Here is a 20,588-nt window from a genome sequence, read left to right on the forward strand (position 1 = left end):
CGCCGACCATTTCAGCCTCTATCCGAGGGGGTCGGGGCAGTCTGGAACGGACGATGGCATGACGCTCGTCGGAAGTTTCGCTTTGACGGTTCCCAGCGCTTAATCCTCGTTTAACTGCTGGACCGGCCAAGCTAAGCTAGCCCCAAGAAATCCCCCTCCGTACCCCCGTTTTCGGAAGTCTCATGCGCGGTCGACTCTCCAGTGTTTGTTTGTGCCTTTTCTTCACCGTCGTCACCCTCGAAACCACTCAAGCCGCGAGCCTGCAGCAGCAGCGTCAGTTCTACGACGAAGCCAAGCGGGCTTTGGCCAAGGGCGATAGCGGGCCCTACCGGCGTTACGCCAACGCGCTGCGCGATTATCCGCTTGAGCCTTATCTGGCATATGACGAACTGACCGCACGGTTGAAAACCGCCAGCAACGACGAGGTGGAAAAATTTCTCGCCGAGCACGGAGATTTGCCACAGGCGAGCTGGATGAAGCTTCGCTGGCTGCGACTGCTGGCTGCACGTGGCGACTGGCGCCCCTTCGTCGCCTACTACGATCCAAAGATGAATTTCACCGAGCTCGACTGCCTGTATGGTCAGTACCAGCTCATCAGCGGGCAGAAAGAACAGGGCTATGCCACCGCCGAAAAGCTCTGGCTGGTCGGCAAGTCCCAGCACAACGCTTGCGATGCCTTGTTCGAGCGCTGGGAAGGCGCGGGTCAGCTGACCGAGGAGCTGCGCTGGAAGCGCGCCAAACTGGCGGTCGAGAGCGGCAACTATGGCCTGGCCAAGTTCCTGATCAAAAGTCTACCGACGCTGAAAGCGCAGGGAGAGCTGCTGATCGATGTCGCGCAGAAGCCACAGCTGCTCAGCCAGCCCGAGCGCTTTTCACCGGCCACCGAAACCATGGGCGATATCGTCTCGATAGGCTTGCGCCGGCTGGCCCGTGCAAACCCGGAGCAAGCCCTTGGACTGCTAGACAGTTACGCCAGGCGGATGTCGTTCTCGGCGGAGGAGAAGGTCTCCATTGCACGCCAGATTGGCCTTACGCTCGCCAAGCGTTTCGATCCCCGCGCGCTGAAAATCATGGCCGAGTACGACCCAGAACTGCGTGATGACACCGTTAGCGAATGGCGGGCTCGGCTGTTGCTGCGCCTGGGCCGCTGGGATGACGTCTATGCGCTGACTCAGCGATTCCCCGAGGAACTCGCCAACAGCAATCGCTGGCGTTATTGGAAGGCACGCAGCCTAGAACTGGCAAAGCCTAACGATAAGCAAGCCATCGAGCTCTACCAGCCGGTTGCCGGGGAGCGTGACTTTTACGGTTTCCTTTCGGCAGACCGCATCCAGGCGCCCTACAAGCTCAATCATCAACCGCTCGCACTCGACCCGAAACTGGTACAGAAGGTTCGCAATACCGCTGGTATTCGCCGCGCCATGGAGTTCCATGCGCGAGGGCAGATCGTCGACGGACGCCGCGAGTGGTATCACGTCAGCCGACTGTTCAGCCGCGACGAACTGGTCGCCCAGGCGAGACTGGCCTATGAGTTGGAATGGTACTTCCCGGCCATCCGCACCATCAGCCAGGCGAAGTACTGGGACGACCTGGACATCCGTTTCCCCATGGCACATCGCAGCAGTCTGGTAAACGCCGCGAAGGCGCGTGAGATTCACCCGAGTTGGGTATTTGCGATCACTCGCCAGGAAAGCGCATTCATGGCCGATGCCCGCTCTCACGTAGGTGCCTCGGGCCTGATGCAGCTGATGCCGGCTACCGCGAAAGAAACCGCCAGGCGCTTTGGCATTCCGTTGGCGTCGCCCCAGCAAGTGCTCAACCCCAACGTCAATATCCAGCTAGGTGCTGCCTATCTCAGCCAGATCTATGGTCAGTTCAACGGGAATCGGGTGCTAGCCTCGGCTGCCTACAACGCCGGTCCTGGGCGGGTTCGACAGTGGCTGAAGAATGCTCAACACCTGCCGTTTGACGTCTGGGTCGAAAATATTCCGTTCGATGAAACCCGCCAGTACGTGCAAAACGTCCTGACCTATTCGGTTATCTACGGGCAGAAACTCAATTCGCCGCAACCGCTGGTTGAATGGCACGAGCGCTACTTCGACAGTCAGCGATAGGCTGCGGATCCGACTTGATGAGCTGCGGCATGCGCCGCAGCCTTCAAATCGCCAGTCTTAGCCGTAGCGCAATTTTTGAGAGATTAGCGTTGTTCTGGCTACGCCTGCTCGAGCACTTCAACGGTCATACCAACCTGCAACAAGCCAGTGCCTTCGGCGATCAGATTCTGACCGAAGAACACGCCACCCTCCCCCTTGCGGTAGCCCATCAGCGTAGCCAGCGGCTCACGATCAGGGTTGCGCTCCCCGCTAAGGGGGTCGATGGTCGGAATGATGCAGCGCGAGCAGGGCTTGACCACGCGGAATGTCAGATCACCGATGCGGATGCGCCGCCAGCCATCTTCTGCGTAAGGCGCCGCCCCGGCAATCACCAGATTCGGCCGAAACCGGCGCGCGTCAAGCAACTGTCCGACTCGCGCCGATAGGTCGTCGAGTGACCGCTGGCCAATCAGAAGGAAGGGGAAACCATCACTGAACGCTGTGCGTTCACCTGGCCGTGCGTAGTCCTGATCGACCTGGATGCCACGCGAAGTCGGCAAATGCACCAGACGACAGGGATGATCAAGCAACCGCGTCAGCCATCCAGCCGCAGCGTCACCCGCATCGGGCACCCGTACACTTTCGCGCCAGATCAGCACGCCACGCTCAACGGCACCTTGCTCCGGAACCGCCACACGCAACGCATCCATCCCTGGCGCGGTCAACAGCAGCGCCGCATCGCCCTGCCAGCGGGCATCCAACAGGGCCATGCGTGGCAGCATTCGCTGGGTAAGGAATTTCCCGCTTGCAGCGTCCACTACCATCCAGCGCCGGTCACCGCACAAGCCAAGCTCGTCGCATCGTTCATGCTCCAGTAGCTCAGCCGAACCGGACTTGAGCGGAAAACGATACAGCGAGGCAAGGTGCATGCTGGGCCCTCTATTGGTCGATCAGGTCAGTGTTTTTCGTCCAGCAACAAACGTTCGCGGACGACGTCGACCAGTTTCTCCGGCTGAAACTTGGAAAGGAAGTTGTCGCAGCCGACTTTTTGCACCATTGCCAGGTTGAAGCTGCCAGAAAGCGACGTATGCAACACCACGTAGAGATCGCGCAGGCGAGGATCGTTGCGGATCTCAGTGGTGAGACGGTAGCCGTCCATCTCTGGCATTTCGGCGTCGGTGAACACCATGAGCAGACGATCCGTGAGTGCTTCACCGCTATCCGCCCAAGCCTTCAGTTTGTTCAAGCCCTTCATGCCGTCGCTGGCGGAGTGAACGGTGATACCCAGTTGGCTCAGGGTTTCACGCAGTTGCGCCAAGGCCACAGTCGAGTCGTCGACGCAGAGGACCTCACGCCCCCTGGCACGCTCAAGCACCGGATCGGTCAAACGCTCCGGTGCGATGCTGGTGTTGTACGGAACGATCTCCGCCAGGACCTTTTCCACGTCGATCACTTCGACCAGCCTATCCTCGACTTTGGTAATTGCGGTGAGGTAGTGCTGCCGTCCCGCCGTGGTCGGCGGCGGTAGCACATCCTCCCAGTTAAGGTTGAGGATGCGGTCGACACCGCCGACCAGAAAAGCCTGAATCGAGCGGTTGTATTCGGTCACGATGATGGTGCTGTTCTCGTCCGGCACCAACGGCCGCAAGCCTATGGCACGCGACAAGTCGATGACCGGCAAGGTTTGTCCGCGCAAGTTCACAACGCCGCACACCGAGCCGTGGCGGTGCGGCATCAGCGTCATCTTCGGCAGCTGCACAACCTCTTGCACCTTGAACACGTTGATCGCGAACTGTTGCCGTCCGGAAAGACGGAACATGAGAATTTCCAGACGGTTCTGCCCCACCAATCGGGTGCGTTGATCGACTGACTCCAGAATGCCGGCCATTGCGGGCTCCTTTGGCGAATAGGGACTAAGGAGCTATCGGCCGCAAACGTCCGGGCTTTATCCACCGGCAATAGAATTTATCTCCCGCCCGCAAGCACTGCTCGCATACGGAACCGCAAACGGTCAGGCGGATGGATGATCGTTCTCTATCAGCGGCTCGTCCCGCAGCAATGGGCTATCCACAGGAAGGTGCAAACGCAGTGCTCGCCGTTTCACGGAAAAATGCATCTGCTTTGCCGCGATCGGCTCGCCATCAAGATTAATACTGATTTCTTCTGGCGCTTCTACCTCGAACCAGGGTGCACGGGCTTTGACCGAGACGGTGTCTATACCCAGCAGACCGCCACTCAGCAAGGTGCCGAGGGTCCCGACCGCATCAGCCGGAGCTGGAACGATGCAGATGTCGAGCAGCCCGTCATCGATCGAGGCCTGAGGACAAAGCTGCTGCCCACCACCGGACTGGCGGCCATTACCGATGCCCAGCGCCAGAAACTCCCCCTCCCAGGTGAAGTCCGGCGCCACGAAGCGGCCCCAGGTGGCGCGCAACTCACTGAAGCGGGACAAGCCGGTCAGCAGGTACGCACTGCCGCCGAGAACCCGCTTCAGTTCCGACGATGTGGTGGCGGTCACCTTGGAGCCAAAGCCACCTGTCGCCATATTCATGAACAGTTCGCCGTTCATTTCGCCGACGTCTACCCAAACTGGCTCTCGATTCAACAAAGTGAGTGCATCGAACGGTGCGAGCGGGATTTCCGCCGCGTGGGCAAAATCATTAGCGGTGCCGAGCGGTAACACCGCCAAGCTCGCGTCAGAGCCACTGTCGAGCAACGCCTGCGCCATCTCACGCAGTGTTCCGTCACCGCCTCCCGACACCAGCGTCCGATATCCCGCCGCCAGCGCTTCACTGACCAAGCGCGCGGTGTCGCCTGGTTCCCACGTCACCCGCACCGCAAGCTCATTGCCTAACTTGCGCCATTCGGTAACGGCCTCTCTGACTTCTTCGTTGAGCCCTTGCTTCCCGTGGAGGACGAGCAATGCCTTGGGTTCATTCATGCCAATCGTTCCAGTCATCCGTATCGGTATGCGCAGATAGACCTGTTTGCACCGCATAAAGTTGTGAAGAGGCAACCGCACACGGGCTTAAGCCGAGCAACCAAAACGTTGACCACTGGTCAGCGCAGGGCACTGAAAAAAACGCTTAGATGCAACGACATGATCAATTTAACCCTGGCATATCAAGCACTTGCGACATGCATTTAATTCTTTCGTAGCGATAGGCTCTTTGCATGGTTTCGGTGAACTCATTTCCTGCAGGGCGGTCGGAGCTGTTGTCCAGGTGAAGGTTGCGATAGCGGCCTGCCATCAGAACCGCGGATCGCGGCGATCAAAACGAGTATTGAGCTAGCAATAGCCATAGGAAGGAGCCTTGTATGCGCTTACAGTCCGTTGGAACCCTTGAGTACGCCCACCCCAGCTTCGTAGATTATTTTCTAGCCAGCATTCGGCTGATTCATGGGCTGACCTCAGTGCTGCCGGGCGTTCTGTTGTTGCTATTTCTGCCACTCGACCTGCCCGCAGGCGGAGGCACATTCAGCACCTTCCTGATGTTTTTTGGCGTTATCAGCGTTGTCATCTTTCAATCGGTAGGCATCTACAGTGAAGAAGTCTTCAGCACGCTGCTGCGCTTCCGCACCATGCTCGTTGCCTGGGCTGCGGCTTTCAGCCTGATGATCTTCATGCATCAGGGGCTGGGCATGTTCGGCTACCTTGAAGCCAAACATCTGACCTTCTGGTTCGTCACCAGTGGCATCCTGTTCGGTGCCGAGCGACTGATGATGCTCGCCCTTTTTCGCCGACTGATGTCAAAAGGCGTTTACCTGCAGAATGCCGTAATTCTGGGCGGCACCGACAATGGTGTGCGCGTTGCCGAGTATCTGGCTCATCACCGCGATATCCGCACTGGCGTACTCGGTTTCATCGACGACCGCCTCGAGCGCCTGCCGGACACACTGGCTGATCTGCCGCTGCTGGGCAATACCCGCGACCTGGAGCAGATGATTCGCGAAGAAAAGGTGACTCAAGTACTGGTCGCCCTGCCCTGGTTTGCCGACAGCCGCATCGGCCAGCTGATTAACGAGTTGCGCAGACTTCCGGTCAACGTTCTGCTGGTCCCGGACATGGTCGCCTTCCGCCATGCCAACAAGCGCATTACCGAAGTCGGTGGATTGCCGACGCTGATTGCTTCCGACCTGCCGCTGCGTGGCTGGTCGCCAATGTTCAAGCGCATCGAAGACATCGTGCTCTCCAGCCTGGCTCTGCTGGCGGCGGCCCCGGTCATGCTCCTCCTCGCACTGGCGATCAAGCTCGATTCGCCCGGCCCGGTGTTGTTCAAGCAGAAGCGCTACGGCTACAACAACCGACTGATCGAAGTGTTCAAGTTCCGCTCGATGTACCACGCAAAATCGGACGCCAATGCCGAACGGCAAACGACGCGCGACGATGACCGCATCACCCGAGTGGGTCGTTTCATTCGCAAAACCAGCCTCGACGAGCTGCCACAACTGCTCAACGTATTCCTGGGCAGCATGTCCATGGTCGGACCACGCCCCCATGCGACCGCAACCAAGGCCGCAGGCGTGCTGTTTGAAGACGCTGTATCGGAATACTCCGCACGTCACCGCGTAAAACCCGGCATTACCGGCTGGGCGCAGATCAATGGCTATCGTGGTGAAACCGACACAGTCGAGAAAATCGAGAAGCGCGTGGAGTACGACCTCGATTACATCGAACGCTGGTCGGTCTGGTTCGACATCTACATCCTTGCCCGGACTGTCCCCGCCCTGCTGCTCAACAAGGACGTCTACTGACTGCCACACGCATTGACCAGCCCCAAACTGGCAACACGCCACATTACATGCGCGAGCGCAGCAGGAAGATTGAACTAATGAAGCGAGCCAACATCAGATTTGCGTTCTGCAACAGGCAGACCTGTTCGCCCACTAATTCAGGGCTACGAGGCTGAGTAAATGTTCCAGAACATATTGATTGTCTGTGTGGGCAACATCTGCAGAAGCCCCGCAGCCGAAGCATTGCTAGCCCGCAAACTCGAGGGCAAAGGCCTGACGATCAGCTCGGCAGGCATAGGTGCCTTAGTAGGCAACCCGATGGACAAGACGGCACATGAGGTGCTTAACGACCATGGAGTGGAACACACGGCTCACCGTGCGCGTCAGGTCGATAGCGAAATGCTTCACCGCGCAGACCTGATCCTTGTGATGGAGCAGAGCCACATCCAGCACATTCGTCAGATCGCACCCGAAGTACACGGCAAAACTTTTCTGCTGGGTAAATGGCTGGACGATACGGAAATCCCTGATCCCTACCGCCAGTCCAAGCCCGCATTCGAACATGTTCACAGCCTTCTGACCCAGTCCGTCGAAAGCTGGCTTCCTTACCTGAAATAGAAGAAGGAACTTCAATGACCACCATGCCCCGACCCATTTATGAAACAAAAGAGGACAAGGACATTGACCTGGCCCACCTCTTTGACACGTTTCTGAACAACCGAGCGCTGATTCTTACCATAACGGGGTTTTTCGCCGCGCTGGGGGTTGCCTATGCGCTGCTCGCGACACCGGTATATCTGGCCAGTGCAATGATCCAGATCCAGGCTAAGGGCGGCCTGCCGAGCCTCACCGACGTGGTCGGCACTGCTCCCGCCGTTTCGCCGGCGCAAACAGAGATCGCCCTGCTCAAATCACGCTCGGTCGTGGGTAGCGCAGTCGAAGATCTGAACCTCGATATCATCATCGAGCCTCACCACTTCCCGGTGTTCGGCGGTTATATCTTCCGTAGATTCGAGCCAACCGAGGAAGGTGAGCTGGGCTGGTATCCGGAAGGCTTCGAGTCCTATGCCTGGGGCGGCGAATCGCTGCGCGTCACCCAGCTGATCGTGCCAGACAAGATGCATGGCGAAGAACTGACACTGGAAGCGGCCGAAAACAACGGATTCATCCTGCGCGACACCGACGGCGAAGTGGTCGTTCAAGGCGTCGTTGGCGAGCCCATCGAGACCCCGGATTACGGCATCACCGTGGCGGAGCTTAATGCACGCCCGGGCACCACTTTTACCGTGGTCAAGAACCGCACCTACGCCACTACCGAGGACTATCAGAACCGCTTGAACGCTGGTGAGCGCGGCAAGCAGTCGGGCATCCTCAACGTGACACTGGAAGGGACCGATCCGGAAAAAGCGGTCAAGGTGCTGGAGGCGGTAGCCCAGCGCTACGTCGATCAAAATATTGCGCGCAATGCGGCCGAAGCGACCCAGAGCCTTGAATTCCTGAGCGAGCAGGTACCTGAGGTCCGCAAGAAGCTCGATGCCGCACAAACGGCGCTGAACGAATTCCAAACCGGCAACCGCTCGGTGGACATCTCTGCCGAAACCCAGTCGGTACTCGACCGCATTGTGGATCTGGAAAACCAGATTTCCGAGCAGAATCTAAAGCGCACCGAGATGGAGAGCCGCTTCACTCGTCAGCATCCTAATTTCCAGGCGCTGATGAACCAGATCAATCAACTGCAAGCGCAAAAGGCCGAACTGGAGAAGCAGATAGGCACCCTGCCCTCTACACAGCAGGAATTGTTGCGCCTCAACCGCGATGTCGAGGTGTCCTCCGAAACCTACTCGATGCTGCTTAACAAGACGCAAGAGCTGGATATCATCCGTGCTGGGACCGTGGGCAACGTTCGCATCGTCGACCACGCTGCGGCAGACATCGACGAGCCGATCAAACCCAACAAGCCGTTGATCGTCATCGTCGCTACGCTGCTTGGCGGCATTCTTGCTGTCGCCTTCGTCTATGTTCGTGAAGCTCTGAAGCGTGGCGTCGAAAATCCTGAAGAGATCGAGCGTGTAGGCATCCCGGTGTACGCAGCGATTCCGTTCAGCGAGAAACAAGGACTGCTGGAAAAACGCCTGGCCAATTTCAAGCGGGACAAGAGCAGCGCTTCGTATCTGCTTTCGATCAATGATCCAGCCGACTTGGCGACCGAAGCGATGCGCAGCCTGCGTACGAGCTTGCACTTCGCGATGATCGAAGCAAAAAACAACATCCTCATGATCACTGGACCAAGCCCAGCAGTGGGCAAGTCCTTCGTGACCAGCAACCTTGCCGCCGTCATCGCGCAGTCTGGCAAGAAGGTGCTGCTGATCGACGCCGACATGCGCAAGGGTTATCTGCACAAAGTCATGCGTTGCCAGGGTGAAAAAGGCCTGTCCGACATTCTGTCCGGCCGAATCACACTGTTCGATGCCATTCAGAAAACCCAGTTGAACAATCTGCATGTGATTACTCACGGCCAGCTGCCTCCTAACCCATCGGAACTGCTGATGCATGAGAACTTCTCGCGCTTCGTCAAAGAGATCAGCAGCATGTACGACCTGGTCATTTTCGATACGCCACCAATTCTGGCCGTAACCGACGCTGCACTGGTCGGCAGCCAGGCCGGCACCACCCTGATGGTGACGCGCTACGGGCTGAACGGAGTGAAAGAAATCGAGTTCGCCAAGCGCCGTCTTGAGCAGAACGGTCTCCTGGTCAAAGGCGTTATCTTCAACGCCGTAGTACGCAAGGCATCAACTTATAGCGAGTACGGTTACTACCAGTACGAGTACCAGAGCAAGTAACCCTTCTGGCTTTTGGAGTCCTGCAAGTTATCAGGCTCTGCCGCCGCTGCCCCCATTGCTACTAACCGAACCGTTCGCCTTGCACAAGGAGAACGGTTCGCATTATGCAATCGACTGAGCACTACAGAGCCGTCGAGTTGGTAGCGGCCCTTTGGAGATAAAGGTCATTATGGAACGTCGCCCCCTTTCTCTTTTATTCCGCACTGCAAGGTTATTAGCCGGCTTGTCTATTGCCGGGTGCATATCGGTCGCACAAGCGCAGCCCGACGATCACACAGGCATCGACTTGGTTGGCATTAACATGTCAGGCGCGAACTTCGCTCCTCACATCACACCCGGAAAAGTCGGCACCAATTATTTCTATCCGGAAGAAAAGCACTTCGAATACTACGCAAGCAAGAACATCCGCCTGATTCGGTTTCCGTTCATATGGGAACGCCTGCAACATGACCTTTACAAAGGCGTCAACTTTGATCAGATGCGGTTGCTTAAGCGGACGCTGGACTTCGCGGCCAAACATAACCAGAAAGTCATTCTGGATATGCACAACTATGGGCGGTACAAGGGCAAGCTGATCGGTTCGCCACAGGTGCCCTACGAGGCCTACGCAACTGTCTGGCGCAAGCTTGCGCAAGAGTTCAAAGACCACCCCGCGTTGCTGGGCTACGACATTATGAACGAGCCCCATTCCACAGATGGCCTTTGGCCTGGGGCCGCCCAGGCAGCAGTCGATGCCATCCGCCAGGTAGACATGGACACCTTGATATTCGTCGAAGGCGACCGCTGGGCTAGCACCTTTCACTGGCGCTACGTCAACGAGGACTTTCTGATCAACGATCCGGCAGACAAGATCATTTACGAGGGACACCTGTACCTCGACAAAGATTTTTCCGGGCGTTATGCCAAGGACGAAGTGGTCGACCCAATGCTGGGGGTGGAACGCGTTCGGCCGTTCGTCGAGTGGCTGAAGGAAAACAAGCTGAAGGGTTTCCTCGGCGAGTACGGTGTACCTGGGCATTCCGAATCGATGCTGATTGCCATGGACAATTTGCTTGGCTACCTCAACGAAAACTGCATGCCTAGCGCGTATTGGGCGGGCGGCCCGGGCTGGGGGAAATACGTGTTGGCTGTCGAGCCCATCGATGGCAAAGACAGACCTCAAATGGAGGTTTTGCAAAAACACATTTCCAATAGCTGCATGGAATACGGCCCTAAGCAGCAGCCTTGACAGACGCGTTGTCACCCTGCCTGTGGATGGCGGCATGGCCAGCGGCAAACAGTGTGAAGCCGTTCAGAAAGATTTCGATGAAATCTGAAAGATCGACGCAACCCTGCCGTCAGCCGCTTGTCCAAATTCGACCTTACATCGAGCGGCTTAATGCGAGGGGAACTCAAACACTCCTGCGGCTATCGAATCCAGTTGTTACTAGCTGACTGCCGGCAGCGAATTGACCGAGGCGCTTAAGCTATCAGCCAGACGTAGAGTGACGACGCACCGAAGGCATCAATGTGGAAATGCTAAAGCTTGAGTTTGTTGCGACGTAGTAAATCTGGAATGGAAATGCACCTAAGGACTCAGGTGATGACAAACATCAGCTCAAAATTTTTCTTTTTGCCGTTGACCGTGCTTGCGATCGTCTTGCACTTTTCGGTGTTTGGTGACAGTACGCACAACCCGATCGGCTTCAAGTTCCTGAACGAAGCCTATTTGGCCGTCTGTTTGGGATTGTCGCTACTGTTGATTCTTGCCAGCACCGAAGAGTCATCCAGAGAGTTCCGCATCCTGATGTATTACGCTTTCTACAGCGTTTTCGTATTCACTGTACTACCTGCAATCTTTTCGTTTTACACCTTTGGCCAACCCATCACTTACGGCCTGATCGAAGAACGCCGAATTCTCTTTACATTCGGCTTCGTCCCGCTGCTATTGCTTGCCAAGCACATCAGTACGCGCCAATTCGAACATGCATTCGTTTACGCCGCACTGATTGCAGTGGTCCTGTCCTGGTGTTTCAAGTTCGGGCTGGTTCCGGATCTGCGCGAGGAGCAAACGTCCTGGGATCGTCCGGACCGCTCATCCATCGGGCCCTTTTTGATCTGTTTCGCCTATTTCTATTGCATTCAGGTGTGGGCAAAAGGCAAATCGCCTATCAATGGTGAGCAGCGACAGCGAAAGCTGTATCTCATTCTTGCGGCCGTGCTGTTGCTGACCTTGGTCTTCGCCACGCAAACTCGTCAGCTAATTGTACTGTGCCTAGCATTCACGCTCTTCTCGTTGCGGGCCAAAGCAATCATTTGGGCTGCCTCGCTTTGCGTTCTGTTGTCCCCGCTGTTCTTTTATCCAGAGTTACTTGAAATTCTCGGTCTGAACGTGGAGTTCTACGAGAGCAGTTTGGACGGTGACGTGGAGGATGGTGTGAGGCCCCACACGATCGCATCCGTGTTCAGTCACTTGAACCTAGTTAACTGGTTGCCTAGCGGGTCCCTTTCGCTGATGTGGCAGGACGGTTTCATCCCCTACTTCGGCGAACACTTCTTCCTGTCAGACATCGGCATCATTGGCACACTGTTTCGCTTCGGTTTTCTAACGTTCCTGCTAGTGCCTCTGACCCTGTTCGTCTACCACCGTATTGCGCGCAGTATCAATTCCGAAATGGAGTTCACCTATGCAGTGATGCTGGCCTTCTTCGTGATATGGCCACTTAACGGTCTATTCGAATATACCCAACCAGTTATTTGCATGCTTTTCGTATTACATGCTCTACGGGCACGCCATCTTCGCAGCAAGGAACGAGTACATGAACGTCGCACTTATTCTCAACTACAAAGCTGCTACTGAAACGATCAGCTGCGCTGAAAGCCTGCTCGAACATTGCGCAACGATTGGCCATATCGTCATCATCGACAATGATTCGCAGGACGGCTCCGCCATCGCCCTTCAGAACTGGCTGGATGAAAAAGCCCATACGAACGTGACCCTGCTGTGTAACCCAGACAACAGCGGTTATGCGGGCGGCAACAACTACGGGTTGCGCTGGGCAATGGAGCATCTGCAGCCCGAATATTTCTGGGTCATCAATAACGACACCTATGTAGACAGTGATGCCTTCTCACCGCTATTGGAGGCATTGCAGCGTAACGACCGTCAGTTTGTTGGCTCGCTCGTATTGAGCGCCGACACGGGTCGGCTTGAGTGCTATGGCGGCGGAAAGCTCTATCCGATCCTAGGCAAAGCCCGATTACTCGGAAAAGATCAGAGCATCGAAGCGTCTCAACAGCAGCAACCTCAGCACGCTCCAGACTACATCATGGGCTGCAGCCTGGCCTTTTCGGCCGCATTGACTGAAGAAATCGGTTTGATGGATGAGGATTACTTCATGTATTTCGAAGAGGTTGACTGGCAGTACCGTGCCAGGAGCTTTGGTGTTTCAACGAGAGTGATCCCTGAAAGCCGTCTGTATCACTACGGTTCACTCAGCCTGGGTAGTCGATCAGCGTTCTATCACTACTATCGCAACCGTGCCGCCACCCGTTTCAACAAGCGTTTCTACGGCCCGGCATTCGCGATCGTTTCCGCGTTTCTGCTTTCGGCCGTTACAACTGTCAAGGAATACAAAAATCCCACCCTCGCCTGGTCAGGTATCAAGGGCGCCTTCAAGGGAGTAGCAATGAGTGTCGAGTGATACTAATGCGTTTGGAATAGACTTCTATTCCGGCAATAAGAAGACTTTATTGACCTGCATTCGCGAGGGCGTCAAGCAACCCTATTCGTTTGTGGTGACGCCGAATGTCGACCATCTTGTTCAGTTGGAACATGACGAACAGCTGCGTGACGCTTATTTCAAAGCACGCTGGAGAGTATGTGACAGCCGCATCCTGCTTTCGCTGTTGAGCCGTCTGGGCATACATCTGGATGAAGCTATTCCCGGCAGCGATTTGACACTCGACCTGCTCAAATGGGCGGACCGGGATCGGCTGCGCATTGTCCTGATTGGTTCAGCGACTTCCGAAGCCGACAAACTCAGAGCGCTCTATCCAGGCATTTCTCTTTATCACTACAACCCGCCGATGGGCTTCATTAAAAAACCGGAAGAAGTGCAGCGTTGCTTGCAGTTCGTTCGCGAAAATCCATCGGAGTTGGTTCTTTACGCCGTGGGTACCCCACGCGGTGAAGTCCTGGCTGCAGCCACCCAGCCCTACGAGCGCACGGGTATGGGCTTCAGCATCGGCGCCTCCATTTCGTTTGCAACGGGAACCATCAAGCGAGCCCCGAAGTGGATGCGCGAATTCAAACTTGAATGGCTGCATCGCATGTGCATGGAGCCCCGCAGGCTAGCCAAACGCTACTGGGCGGACGCGGTGTATATCGTGCCGGCCTTCCTGAGGGAAAAAAACTCCAGGCAGAAAGGCAGCCCAGCAAAACAGGAGTCTTGATCGAAGATTGCGGCCACCCTTCTGACATACCGAGCACCGGTACGCGGTGATCGGCAGTCAGTGAAGCTTACTTACCGATTAACTTCGCTGCCATTCAGTGCCTCGTGCTAGGCAGGAGCGAAGCAAGAGCACATCAGAAAACCTATCCTCGAACAGGGAAGAACATGAAAGCGATTATCACGGGTATCACAGGACAAGACGGCGCCTACCTTGCAGAGCTCCTTTTGGAAAAAGGCTATACCGTCTACGGCACGTTCCGCCGCACCAGTTCGGTCAATTTCTGGCGGATCGAAGAGTTGGGCATCGACAAGCATCCCAATCTAAATCTTGTTGAGTACGACCTGACGGACCTGTCTTCCAGCATTCGATTGCTTGAAAGCACCGGCGCGACTGAGGTGTACAACCTCGCCGCACAGAGCTTCGTGGGTGTTTCTTTCGAGCAACCGCTGACTACCCTTGACATCACCGGTGCAGGCGCCGTGAACCTGCTGGAAGCCATTCGTATCGTCAACCCCAAGATTCGCTTCTACCAAGCCTCGACTTCAGAGATGTTCGGTCAGGTACAGGCCATTCCACAGTCCGAAACCACACCCTTCTACCCCCGCAGCCCCTATGGCGTGGCCAAGCTTTATGCGCACTGGATGACAATCAATTACCGCGAGTCATACGGCATATTCGGCTGCAGCGGCATCCTGTTCAATCACGAGTCGCCGCTGCGCGGGCGTGAGTTTGTGACTCGGAAAATTACCGATTCTGTGGCCAAGATCAAACTGGGCAAGCTCGACGTGCTGGAGCTGGGCAACATTGACGCCAAACGTGATTGGGGCTTTGCCAAGGAATATGTGGAAGGGATGTGGCGCATGCTGCAGGCGGACGAGCCGGGCGTTTTTGTGCTGGCTACCAACCGCACCGAAACCGTGCGCGACTTCGTGACCTTGGCGTTCAAGGCGGTTGATGTCGAGCTCCAATGGGAGGGCTCCGGCGAACAGGAACAAGCCACCGATGCGGCAACCGGCAAGGTCGTTGTGCGGGTGAATCCTAAGTTCTACCGCCCAGCGGAGGTCGACCTGCTGATCGGCGACCCCCAAAAAGCCAAGGACGTGTTGGGCTGGGAACCTAAAACTACGCTAGAGCAGCTGTGCCGCATGATGGTTGACGCCGACATGCGCCGTAATCAGCAGGGCTTTTCGTTTTAAGGGCAATCGACTAGCAACGGCCGTTCTGATTCAGGCGCCTGCTGATATCCGAGCACCCCTGAGGTTAGCCTCGTCTAAAGTCAGCCGGCGCTTTGATTTCGGTGCGGTCTGTTGGTCGTTTCAGCAGTCGAGACAGACTCAACCGGTACACCGAGACAGCGCTGGCGTTACGGCACTGGTCGCCAACTGACGTCGACAGTAACCGCAACGCCATGCCCCTCGCCTATACCTGGGCCCTGCATCGGCTTTTGAAACTGGAAATTCATCCTATCGGGAAGATCATGCGTAAAGTGCTGATTACCGGCGCTACCGGTTTTACCGGGCGCTATATGGCAGAGGAACTCGCGGCCTGTGGCTACGAGGTTCATGGCCTCAGCTACCGCCAACCCGTCGGCGAACTGCCCGCGGCGGTCTCAGCCGTCCATTGCTGCTCGTTGAACAATGCTGAGCTGCTACGCGCGCTTTTGATCGAAATTTGCCCAACCTACGTCGTGCACCTGGCCGCGGTTTCTTTCGTCGCACACAGCGATGCCGATGCTATTTACACAGCCAACCTGCTCGGCACTCGCCACCTACTGGAAGCGTTACGTACCGCAGCAATCGAGCTTGAAGGCGTGCTGCTAGCCAGCAGTGCAAACGTCTACGGAAACGCAACCGAAGGTGTACTGGATGAATCCGCGCCCTTTGCTCCGGCCAATGACTATGCTGTTAGCAAAGCAGCCATGGAGTTCCTTGCCCGGCTGTACCAGGATCGTTTGCCGCTGATAGTCAGTCGCCCGTTCAACTACACGGGCGTTGGTCAAGCGGAGCAATTTCTCATCCCGAAAATCGTGTCGCATACGCGCCGTCGGGCCGCGGTAATCGAGTTAGGTAATCTGGATATTGCCCGTGATTTCTGCGATGTACGTCAGGTTGTCCATGCTTATCGACGCTTGCTTGAAACACCCGCCGCGGTCGGCCAGACAGTCAATATTTGCTCCGGATCTGCCTATACACTCGAGTACGTTCTCGAGCAGGCAGCTGCCATTTCCGGCCACCGCATGGAGGTCAGGGTCAATCCAGCGTTCGTGCGCAGCGCAGACGTAAAGAACCTGTTCGGTAGCCGAGCCAAACTGGATTCGCTGATTGGCGACATGTCCCGTATCGAATTGAAGGACACGCTGCGCTGGATGATCGAGCATTCCTCCGCGACAAATACCTGATCCAACCACTTGCCGTCAGGAATGTGGCCGTCGATCTCAAGTGATGGCAACGCCCGCTTTCGGGGGCTCACGTCAGCGGTGTCCAGTCAGCCTGATAGCAAGTTGACAGCCGCATTTAACCGGTCACGGCTGCTGGTTACCTCAGCGTTCGCTTGCTTTTGATCACCCTTTCGCCTCGTGCCGGCAAGCTCTGCATTACCAATTCATTTATGCACAATGGTCGTGAACCGCAGAGAAACGAAGCGGTCTATGGCTACTGTGAGCAACACGGCGTCGTTTTCCTATTAAGGAAGGACGCCAAGCAACGATTGAGCGGAACCTGCCCGGTGGCTCGATCCGACCTGGCCTCACAGAGGTCTGGAGGTATATCCCTCAGAGCTTGCAGTAGCGACACCCGGAACAGCAGAGATTGAATGCGTCTGTAGCACCGTCGAAATAACGTCGGCGACTGTCCATAGACAAGTCAGTGTTCGCTCGCTCCTTCAGCTAAAGGTGAATTGCGCTGTTTCACTTCGTAAAAACAACTATTCCGTCAAGGATGAAGAAACCATGAAACCATTATTTGCTCTCGCTTTCTCTTCCGTGCTGGTGCTACAGGGATGCGTCTTCTCGCCCGGCCAGCATCTGGATCCCGATCAGTTCAAGGACGGCGCAGAAACGGAAGACGGCACTGTCCAGCTGATGCGCATCACCCCTGAAATGCTCAAGGGAGAACTCTCCTCCGACCAGGGCACATCCAGCAAGCAAGAGCTGCTGAGCTTTAAGCCAGAGGCTTATCGCATCGGCGCGAATGACCTCCTCTATATCACCGTCTGGGACCATCCCGAGCTGACCGCTCCATCGGGACCACAACAGCAGCTGGACGCCAATGGTCGTCTGGTTCGCCCCGACGGCACCCTGTTCTACCCTTATATCGGTAACATCGAAGCAGCCGGCAAAACGATCGAGCAGCTTCGCTCCGATATCTCCAAAAGGCTGGCCAATTACATCGACAGCCCTCAGGTAGATGTCAGTCTGCTGCGTTTCGGTAGCCAGCGCATTGTGCTCTCCGGTGCATTCAATACTGCTGGCGAGGTCGAGGTGACGACCGCTCCGATGACCATCATGCAGGCTATTGGTCAAGCCGGTGTCGATACCGATACGGCGGACCTGTCCGGCCTGATGCTCAAGCGTGACGGCCGCGAATACATGCTTGATCTTGACGACCTGAACCGTCCGGACTCCTGGCTCCATAAGGTGTATCTGAAAGACGGCGACCAACTCCATCTGCCGTATAACGACCAGAAGAAGATCTATGTTCTGGGCGAAGTAGTGAACCCGCAAGCCATGACCTTCAAGGCCACCAGCCTCAACTTGATGGATGCTATCGGCACCGCGGGGGGTATTCGTCAAGACACTGCCGATGGCGAAGCGGTCTACGTTATTCGTGGCGCTGAAAACATCGCCACTGAAAAAGCCACCGTGTTTCAGCTGAATGCCGAGTCGCCTGCGGCATTTGCCCTGGCTCAACACTTCCCTCTGCAACCGCAGGATGTGGTGTTCGTCGGACCGGCAGGTATCACTCGCTGGAACCGCTTCATCAGCCAGCTGCTGCCTTCGGCTAGCGTCATTGGCACCGGGGCTGCGTTCAACCGGTAACAACCGCAGTCATCAGGTCGAGATCGGCCTGATCAAAACCGCAGTCAGCTTTAGAGCTACTGCGGTTTTTTATTGTGCTGCCGAACTCCCCGGGGCGCATATGTACGCTTAATCACTAGACCATTCAAGCGGCTGTACATCCGACCCCAATCAGCGCGTGGAACCTTGCCGTTATGGCTACGCAGCCGTGCGGCGCCGCACGGCGGTCTCACGCACCAGGACCCTGCTCTCCTGATAAACTTGCCGGCCATTTTCCGAGGCGATCGGTTAAGCAACCGCACCAGTCTCCTTCAACGCGCTCAGACAGTCGCTAGTCGCTATATCGCCACAGCCAACGGGCATAAGGTGTCGAAGCAATCGTAGCGCGCCCTAAACGCTCCGCCGGAAAGCCGCATGAACGCCAGCTACAAACCTGTCACTACGTCTCCGCAACTGTCGCGCCGGTTTTCCGTCGCACCGATGATGGACTGGACCGACCGGCACTGTCGGTATTTTCTGCGTCTGCTTTCACGGCATGCCCTGCTCTACACCGAGATGGTCACTACGGGCGCACTGATCAATGGCGATGCCGACCGTTTCCTGCGTCATGATGAGGCCGAGCATCCCTTGGCGTTGCAACTTGGCGGCAGTGTGCCAAGTGACCTCGCCGTCTGCGCAAAGATGGCCGAAGCGGCTGGTTACGATGAGGTGAATCTCAATGTGGGATGCCCCAGCGACCGCGTGCAGAACAACCTGATCGGCGCGTGCCTGATGGGCCATCCAGCACTGGTGGCCGACTGCGTGAAAGCGATGCGTGATGCTGTGGGGATTGAAGTAACCGTCAAGCACCGCATCGGCATCAATGGGCGCGACAGCTATGCCGAACTTTGTGATTTCGTGGGGCAGGTCCAAGCGGCAGGCTGCCGCAGTTTCACTGTCCATGCGCGCATCGCCATTCTGGAGGGGCTTTCACCAAAGGAGAACCGAGAGGTTCCACCCCTTCGCTACGATGTTGCGCAACAATTGAAGCGCGACTTTCCAGATCTTGAGATTATCCTCAACGGCGGCATCAAAACGTTGGATCAATGCGAAGCCCACCTGGAGCAGTTCGATGGTGTGATGCTCGGGCGCGAGGCCTACCACAACCCTTACTTGCTCGCGCAGGTTGATAGCAGACTGTTTGGCAGCGAAGAAACTGTCATTACCCGAGCCGAGGCATTGAGGCGCATGCGCCCGTATATTCAGAATCATCTTGATAGCGGTGGCTCGATGCATCACGTTACCCGTCACGTGCTGGGGATTGGCCAGGGTTTTCCAGGCGCTAGAAGGTTTCGCCAGCTGTTATCGGTCGACATCCATAAAACCAGAGAACCACTGGCGTTGCTTGAGCAAGCGACCGGATTGCTCGAGGGACACTGATACCAGTAGGGAACACGCGGCGGCATTTTCAATCCAACAGCTGCAACACCCGGACCATCGGATACAGATGGCGCGATGGCCACGGAAATCGAGTCATGACTACCAAAGGATAGAGCGCCCTTATGACGTCAAAGCTGGAACAACTCAAACAATTCACCACCGTGGTTGCCGACACCGGCGATCTCGACGCCATCGCCCGTCTTCAACCGGTTGATGCCACCACCAATCCTTCGCTTCTGCTCAAAGCTGCTGCACTGCCGCGTTATGCAGAGCACCTCAAGGACGCTATGTCCCGCTGTGGCGGTGATATTGGCCTCGGCTGCGACCTGTTCGCGGTCGCGGTTGGGCAGGAGGTGCTCAAGTTGATCCCGGGGCGGATCTCTACGGAGGTCGATGCGCGGCTTTCATTCGATACACAAGCCATGATCCAGCGGGGCGAGCGCTTGATCGGCCTATACGAGCAGGCCGGCGTATCCCGTGACCGCGTATTGATCAAGCTGGCCTCTACCTGGGAGGGCATCCGTGCGGCTGAGCAGCTGGAAAAATCGGGCATCCAGACCAACCTGACACTGTTATTTTCATTTACCCAAGCAGTGGCATGTGCCGAGGCCGGGGTGTTTCTGATCTCGCCTTTCGTCGGCCGTATCTACGATTGGTACAAAAAATCGGAAGGCCGCGACTATGTGGGCGACGAAGATCCTGGCGTGCAGTCCGTCAGCCGGATTTATGACTACTACAAGACGCACGGTTACAAGACCGTAGTAATGGGTGCGAGCTTCCGTAACGCGGGTCAGATCGAAGCGTTGGCAGGCTGCGATCGCCTGACGATCAGCCCTGAGTTGCTCAGCCAGCTGGCACAGGAAGAAGGCACGCTGGAGCGCAAACTCTCCCCCGGACGCGCCTCCGAGCCGCGCATCAGCATGGATGAAGGCAGCTTCCGCTGGGGATTGAACGAAGATCCGATGGCGACGGAGAAACTGGCCGAGGGAATTCGCCAGTTCGCGCGGGATCAGGAAAAGCTTGAAGCACTCCTGCCAACCAAGCTGTAGC

General features: G+C 56.6%; 16 protein-coding genes. 13 read left to right on the top strand and 3 right to left on the bottom strand.

What is annotated here, in order from left to right:
• The first annotated feature begins 182 nt into the window (after positions 1-182).
• A complete protein-coding gene (locus ALTERO38_RS11735; RefSeq protein ID WP_159968501.1) occupies positions 183-2,114 on the top strand; it encodes a transglycosylase SLT domain-containing protein in 1,932 nt (643 codons plus the stop codon).
• A 98-nt stretch (positions 2,115-2,212) separates the two neighbouring features.
• Here the strand turns inward: ALTERO38_RS11735 and ALTERO38_RS11740 are convergent, their stop codons facing one another.
• The 3 genes from ALTERO38_RS11740 to yegS form a co-directional block, all read right to left on the bottom strand.
• Positions 2,213-3,022, bottom strand: coding sequence for an MOSC domain-containing protein (locus tag ALTERO38_RS11740; RefSeq protein ID WP_159968502.1), 810 nt, complete (start codon positions 3,020-3,022; stop codon positions 2,213-2,215).
• Between the two features lie 26 nt (positions 3,023-3,048).
• Positions 3,049-3,981 (bottom strand): chemotaxis protein CheV, encoded by a 933-nt coding sequence (locus ALTERO38_RS11745; RefSeq protein ID WP_159968503.1) that lies wholly within the window; start codon positions 3,979-3,981, stop codon positions 3,049-3,051.
• 123 nt (positions 3,982-4,104) lie between these two features.
• Positions 4,105-5,034: a lipid kinase YegS gene (yegS, locus tag ALTERO38_RS11750; RefSeq protein WP_159968504.1), complete on the bottom strand. Its 930-nt coding sequence runs from the start codon at positions 5,032-5,034 to the stop codon at positions 4,105-4,107.
• Positions 5,035-5,411: 377 nt separating this feature from the next.
• On the opposite strand from yegS, the gene ALTERO38_RS11755 reads away from it, so the two are divergent.
• The 12 genes from ALTERO38_RS11755 to tal all read left to right on the top strand — a co-directional run bounded on the left by ALTERO38_RS11755 (position 5,412) and on the right by tal (position 20,587).
• The gene (locus ALTERO38_RS11755) at positions 5,412-6,848 is read left to right on the top strand and encodes an undecaprenyl-phosphate glucose phosphotransferase (protein WP_159968505.1); all 1,437 of its coding nucleotides are present in this window, start codon (positions 5,412-5,414) and stop codon (positions 6,846-6,848) included.
• A 159-nt stretch (positions 6,849-7,007) separates the two neighbouring features.
• Complete coding sequence (locus tag ALTERO38_RS11760; RefSeq protein WP_159968506.1) at positions 7,008-7,445, top strand: low molecular weight protein-tyrosine-phosphatase; 438 nt, start codon at positions 7,008-7,010, stop codon at positions 7,443-7,445.
• A gap of 14 nt (positions 7,446-7,459) precedes the next feature.
• Positions 7,460-9,670 carry a polysaccharide biosynthesis tyrosine autokinase gene (locus tag ALTERO38_RS11765; protein WP_148924948.1) on the top strand — a complete coding sequence of 737 codons (2,211 nt, stop codon included), beginning with the start codon at positions 7,460-7,462 and terminating at the stop codon, positions 9,668-9,670.
• 169 nt (positions 9,671-9,839) lie between these two features.
• Positions 9,840-10,898: a glycoside hydrolase family 5 protein gene (locus ALTERO38_RS11770; protein WP_159968507.1), complete on the top strand. Its 1,059-nt coding sequence runs from the start codon at positions 9,840-9,842 to the stop codon at positions 10,896-10,898.
• Positions 10,899-11,252: 354 nt separating this feature from the next.
• On the top strand, positions 11,253-12,509 hold the full coding sequence (locus tag ALTERO38_RS11775) for a hypothetical protein (protein ID WP_159968508.1): 1,257 nt from the start codon (positions 11,253-11,255) through the stop codon (positions 12,507-12,509).
• The gene (locus tag ALTERO38_RS11780; RefSeq protein WP_159969697.1) at positions 12,469-13,353 is read left to right on the top strand and encodes a glycosyltransferase family 2 protein; all 885 of its coding nucleotides are present in this window, start codon (positions 12,469-12,471) and stop codon (positions 13,351-13,353) included. Before ALTERO38_RS11775 ends, ALTERO38_RS11780 begins: the two co-directional genes overlap by 41 nt.
• On the top strand, positions 13,343-14,104 hold the full coding sequence (locus ALTERO38_RS11785) for a WecB/TagA/CpsF family glycosyltransferase (RefSeq protein WP_102834549.1): 762 nt from the start codon (positions 13,343-13,345) through the stop codon (positions 14,102-14,104). Before ALTERO38_RS11780 ends, ALTERO38_RS11785 begins: the two co-directional genes overlap by 11 nt.
• A 164-nt stretch (positions 14,105-14,268) precedes the next feature.
• Entirely contained in the window at positions 14,269-15,300 is a 1,032-nt protein-coding gene (gene gmd, locus ALTERO38_RS11790; RefSeq protein ID WP_102834550.1) for a GDP-mannose 4,6-dehydratase, read from the top strand.
• A 281-nt stretch (positions 15,301-15,581) separates the two neighbouring features.
• On the top strand, positions 15,582-16,502 hold the full coding sequence (locus tag ALTERO38_RS11795) for a GDP-mannose 4,6-dehydratase (protein ID WP_159968509.1): 921 nt from the start codon (positions 15,582-15,584) through the stop codon (positions 16,500-16,502).
• Positions 16,503-17,051: 549 nt separating this feature from the next.
• A complete protein-coding gene (locus tag ALTERO38_RS11800; RefSeq protein WP_102834551.1) occupies positions 17,052-18,140 on the top strand; it encodes a polysaccharide biosynthesis/export family protein in 1,089 nt (362 codons plus the stop codon).
• A gap of 393 nt (positions 18,141-18,533) precedes the next feature.
• On the top strand, positions 18,534-19,538 hold the full coding sequence (dusA, locus tag ALTERO38_RS11805) for a tRNA dihydrouridine(20/20a) synthase DusA (RefSeq protein ID WP_159968510.1): 1,005 nt from the start codon (positions 18,534-18,536) through the stop codon (positions 19,536-19,538).
• Between the two features lie 122 nt (positions 19,539-19,660).
• A complete protein-coding gene (gene tal / locus ALTERO38_RS11810; RefSeq protein WP_148924941.1) occupies positions 19,661-20,587 on the top strand; it encodes a transaldolase in 927 nt (308 codons plus the stop codon).
• Position 20,588 lies beyond the last annotated feature (1 nt).

It is taken from the genome of Pseudomonas sp. 9Ag (genome assembly GCF_902506445.1).
In the GTDB taxonomy this organism is placed as follows: domain Bacteria; phylum Pseudomonadota; class Gammaproteobacteria; order Pseudomonadales; family Pseudomonadaceae; genus Stutzerimonas; species Stutzerimonas stutzeri_AB.

Coding starts and splice junctions, on each gene's coding strand:
- ALTERO38_RS11735 (WP_159968501.1), top strand. CDS start 183: ATGCGCGGTCGACTCTCCAGTGTTTGTTTGTGCCTTTTCTTCACCGTC.
- ALTERO38_RS11740 (WP_159968502.1), bottom strand. CDS start 3,022: ATGCACCTTGCCTCGCTGTATCGTTTTCCGCTCAAGTCCGGTTCGGCT.
- ALTERO38_RS11745 (WP_159968503.1), bottom strand. CDS start 3,981: ATGGCCGGCATTCTGGAGTCAGTCGATCAACGCACCCGATTGGTGGGG.
- yegS (WP_159968504.1), bottom strand. CDS start 5,034: ATGAATGAACCCAAGGCATTGCTCGTCCTCCACGGGAAGCAAGGGCTC.
- ALTERO38_RS11755 (WP_159968505.1), top strand. CDS start 5,412: ATGCGCTTACAGTCCGTTGGAACCCTTGAGTACGCCCACCCCAGCTTC.
- ALTERO38_RS11760 (WP_159968506.1), top strand. CDS start 7,008: ATGTTCCAGAACATATTGATTGTCTGTGTGGGCAACATCTGCAGAAGC.
- ALTERO38_RS11765 (WP_148924948.1), top strand. CDS start 7,460: ATGACCACCATGCCCCGACCCATTTATGAAACAAAAGAGGACAAGGAC.
- ALTERO38_RS11770 (WP_159968507.1), top strand. CDS start 9,840: ATGGAACGTCGCCCCCTTTCTCTTTTATTCCGCACTGCAAGGTTATTA.
- ALTERO38_RS11775 (WP_159968508.1), top strand. CDS start 11,253: ATGACAAACATCAGCTCAAAATTTTTCTTTTTGCCGTTGACCGTGCTT.
- ALTERO38_RS11780 (WP_159969697.1), top strand. CDS start 12,469: ATGAACGTCGCACTTATTCTCAACTACAAAGCTGCTACTGAAACGATC.
- gmd (WP_102834550.1), top strand. CDS start 14,269: ATGAAAGCGATTATCACGGGTATCACAGGACAAGACGGCGCCTACCTT.
- ALTERO38_RS11795 (WP_159968509.1), top strand. CDS start 15,582: ATGCGTAAAGTGCTGATTACCGGCGCTACCGGTTTTACCGGGCGCTAT.
- ALTERO38_RS11800 (WP_102834551.1), top strand. CDS start 17,052: ATGAAACCATTATTTGCTCTCGCTTTCTCTTCCGTGCTGGTGCTACAG.
- dusA (WP_159968510.1), top strand. CDS start 18,534: ATGAACGCCAGCTACAAACCTGTCACTACGTCTCCGCAACTGTCGCGC.
- tal (WP_148924941.1), top strand. CDS start 19,661: ATGACGTCAAAGCTGGAACAACTCAAACAATTCACCACCGTGGTTGCC.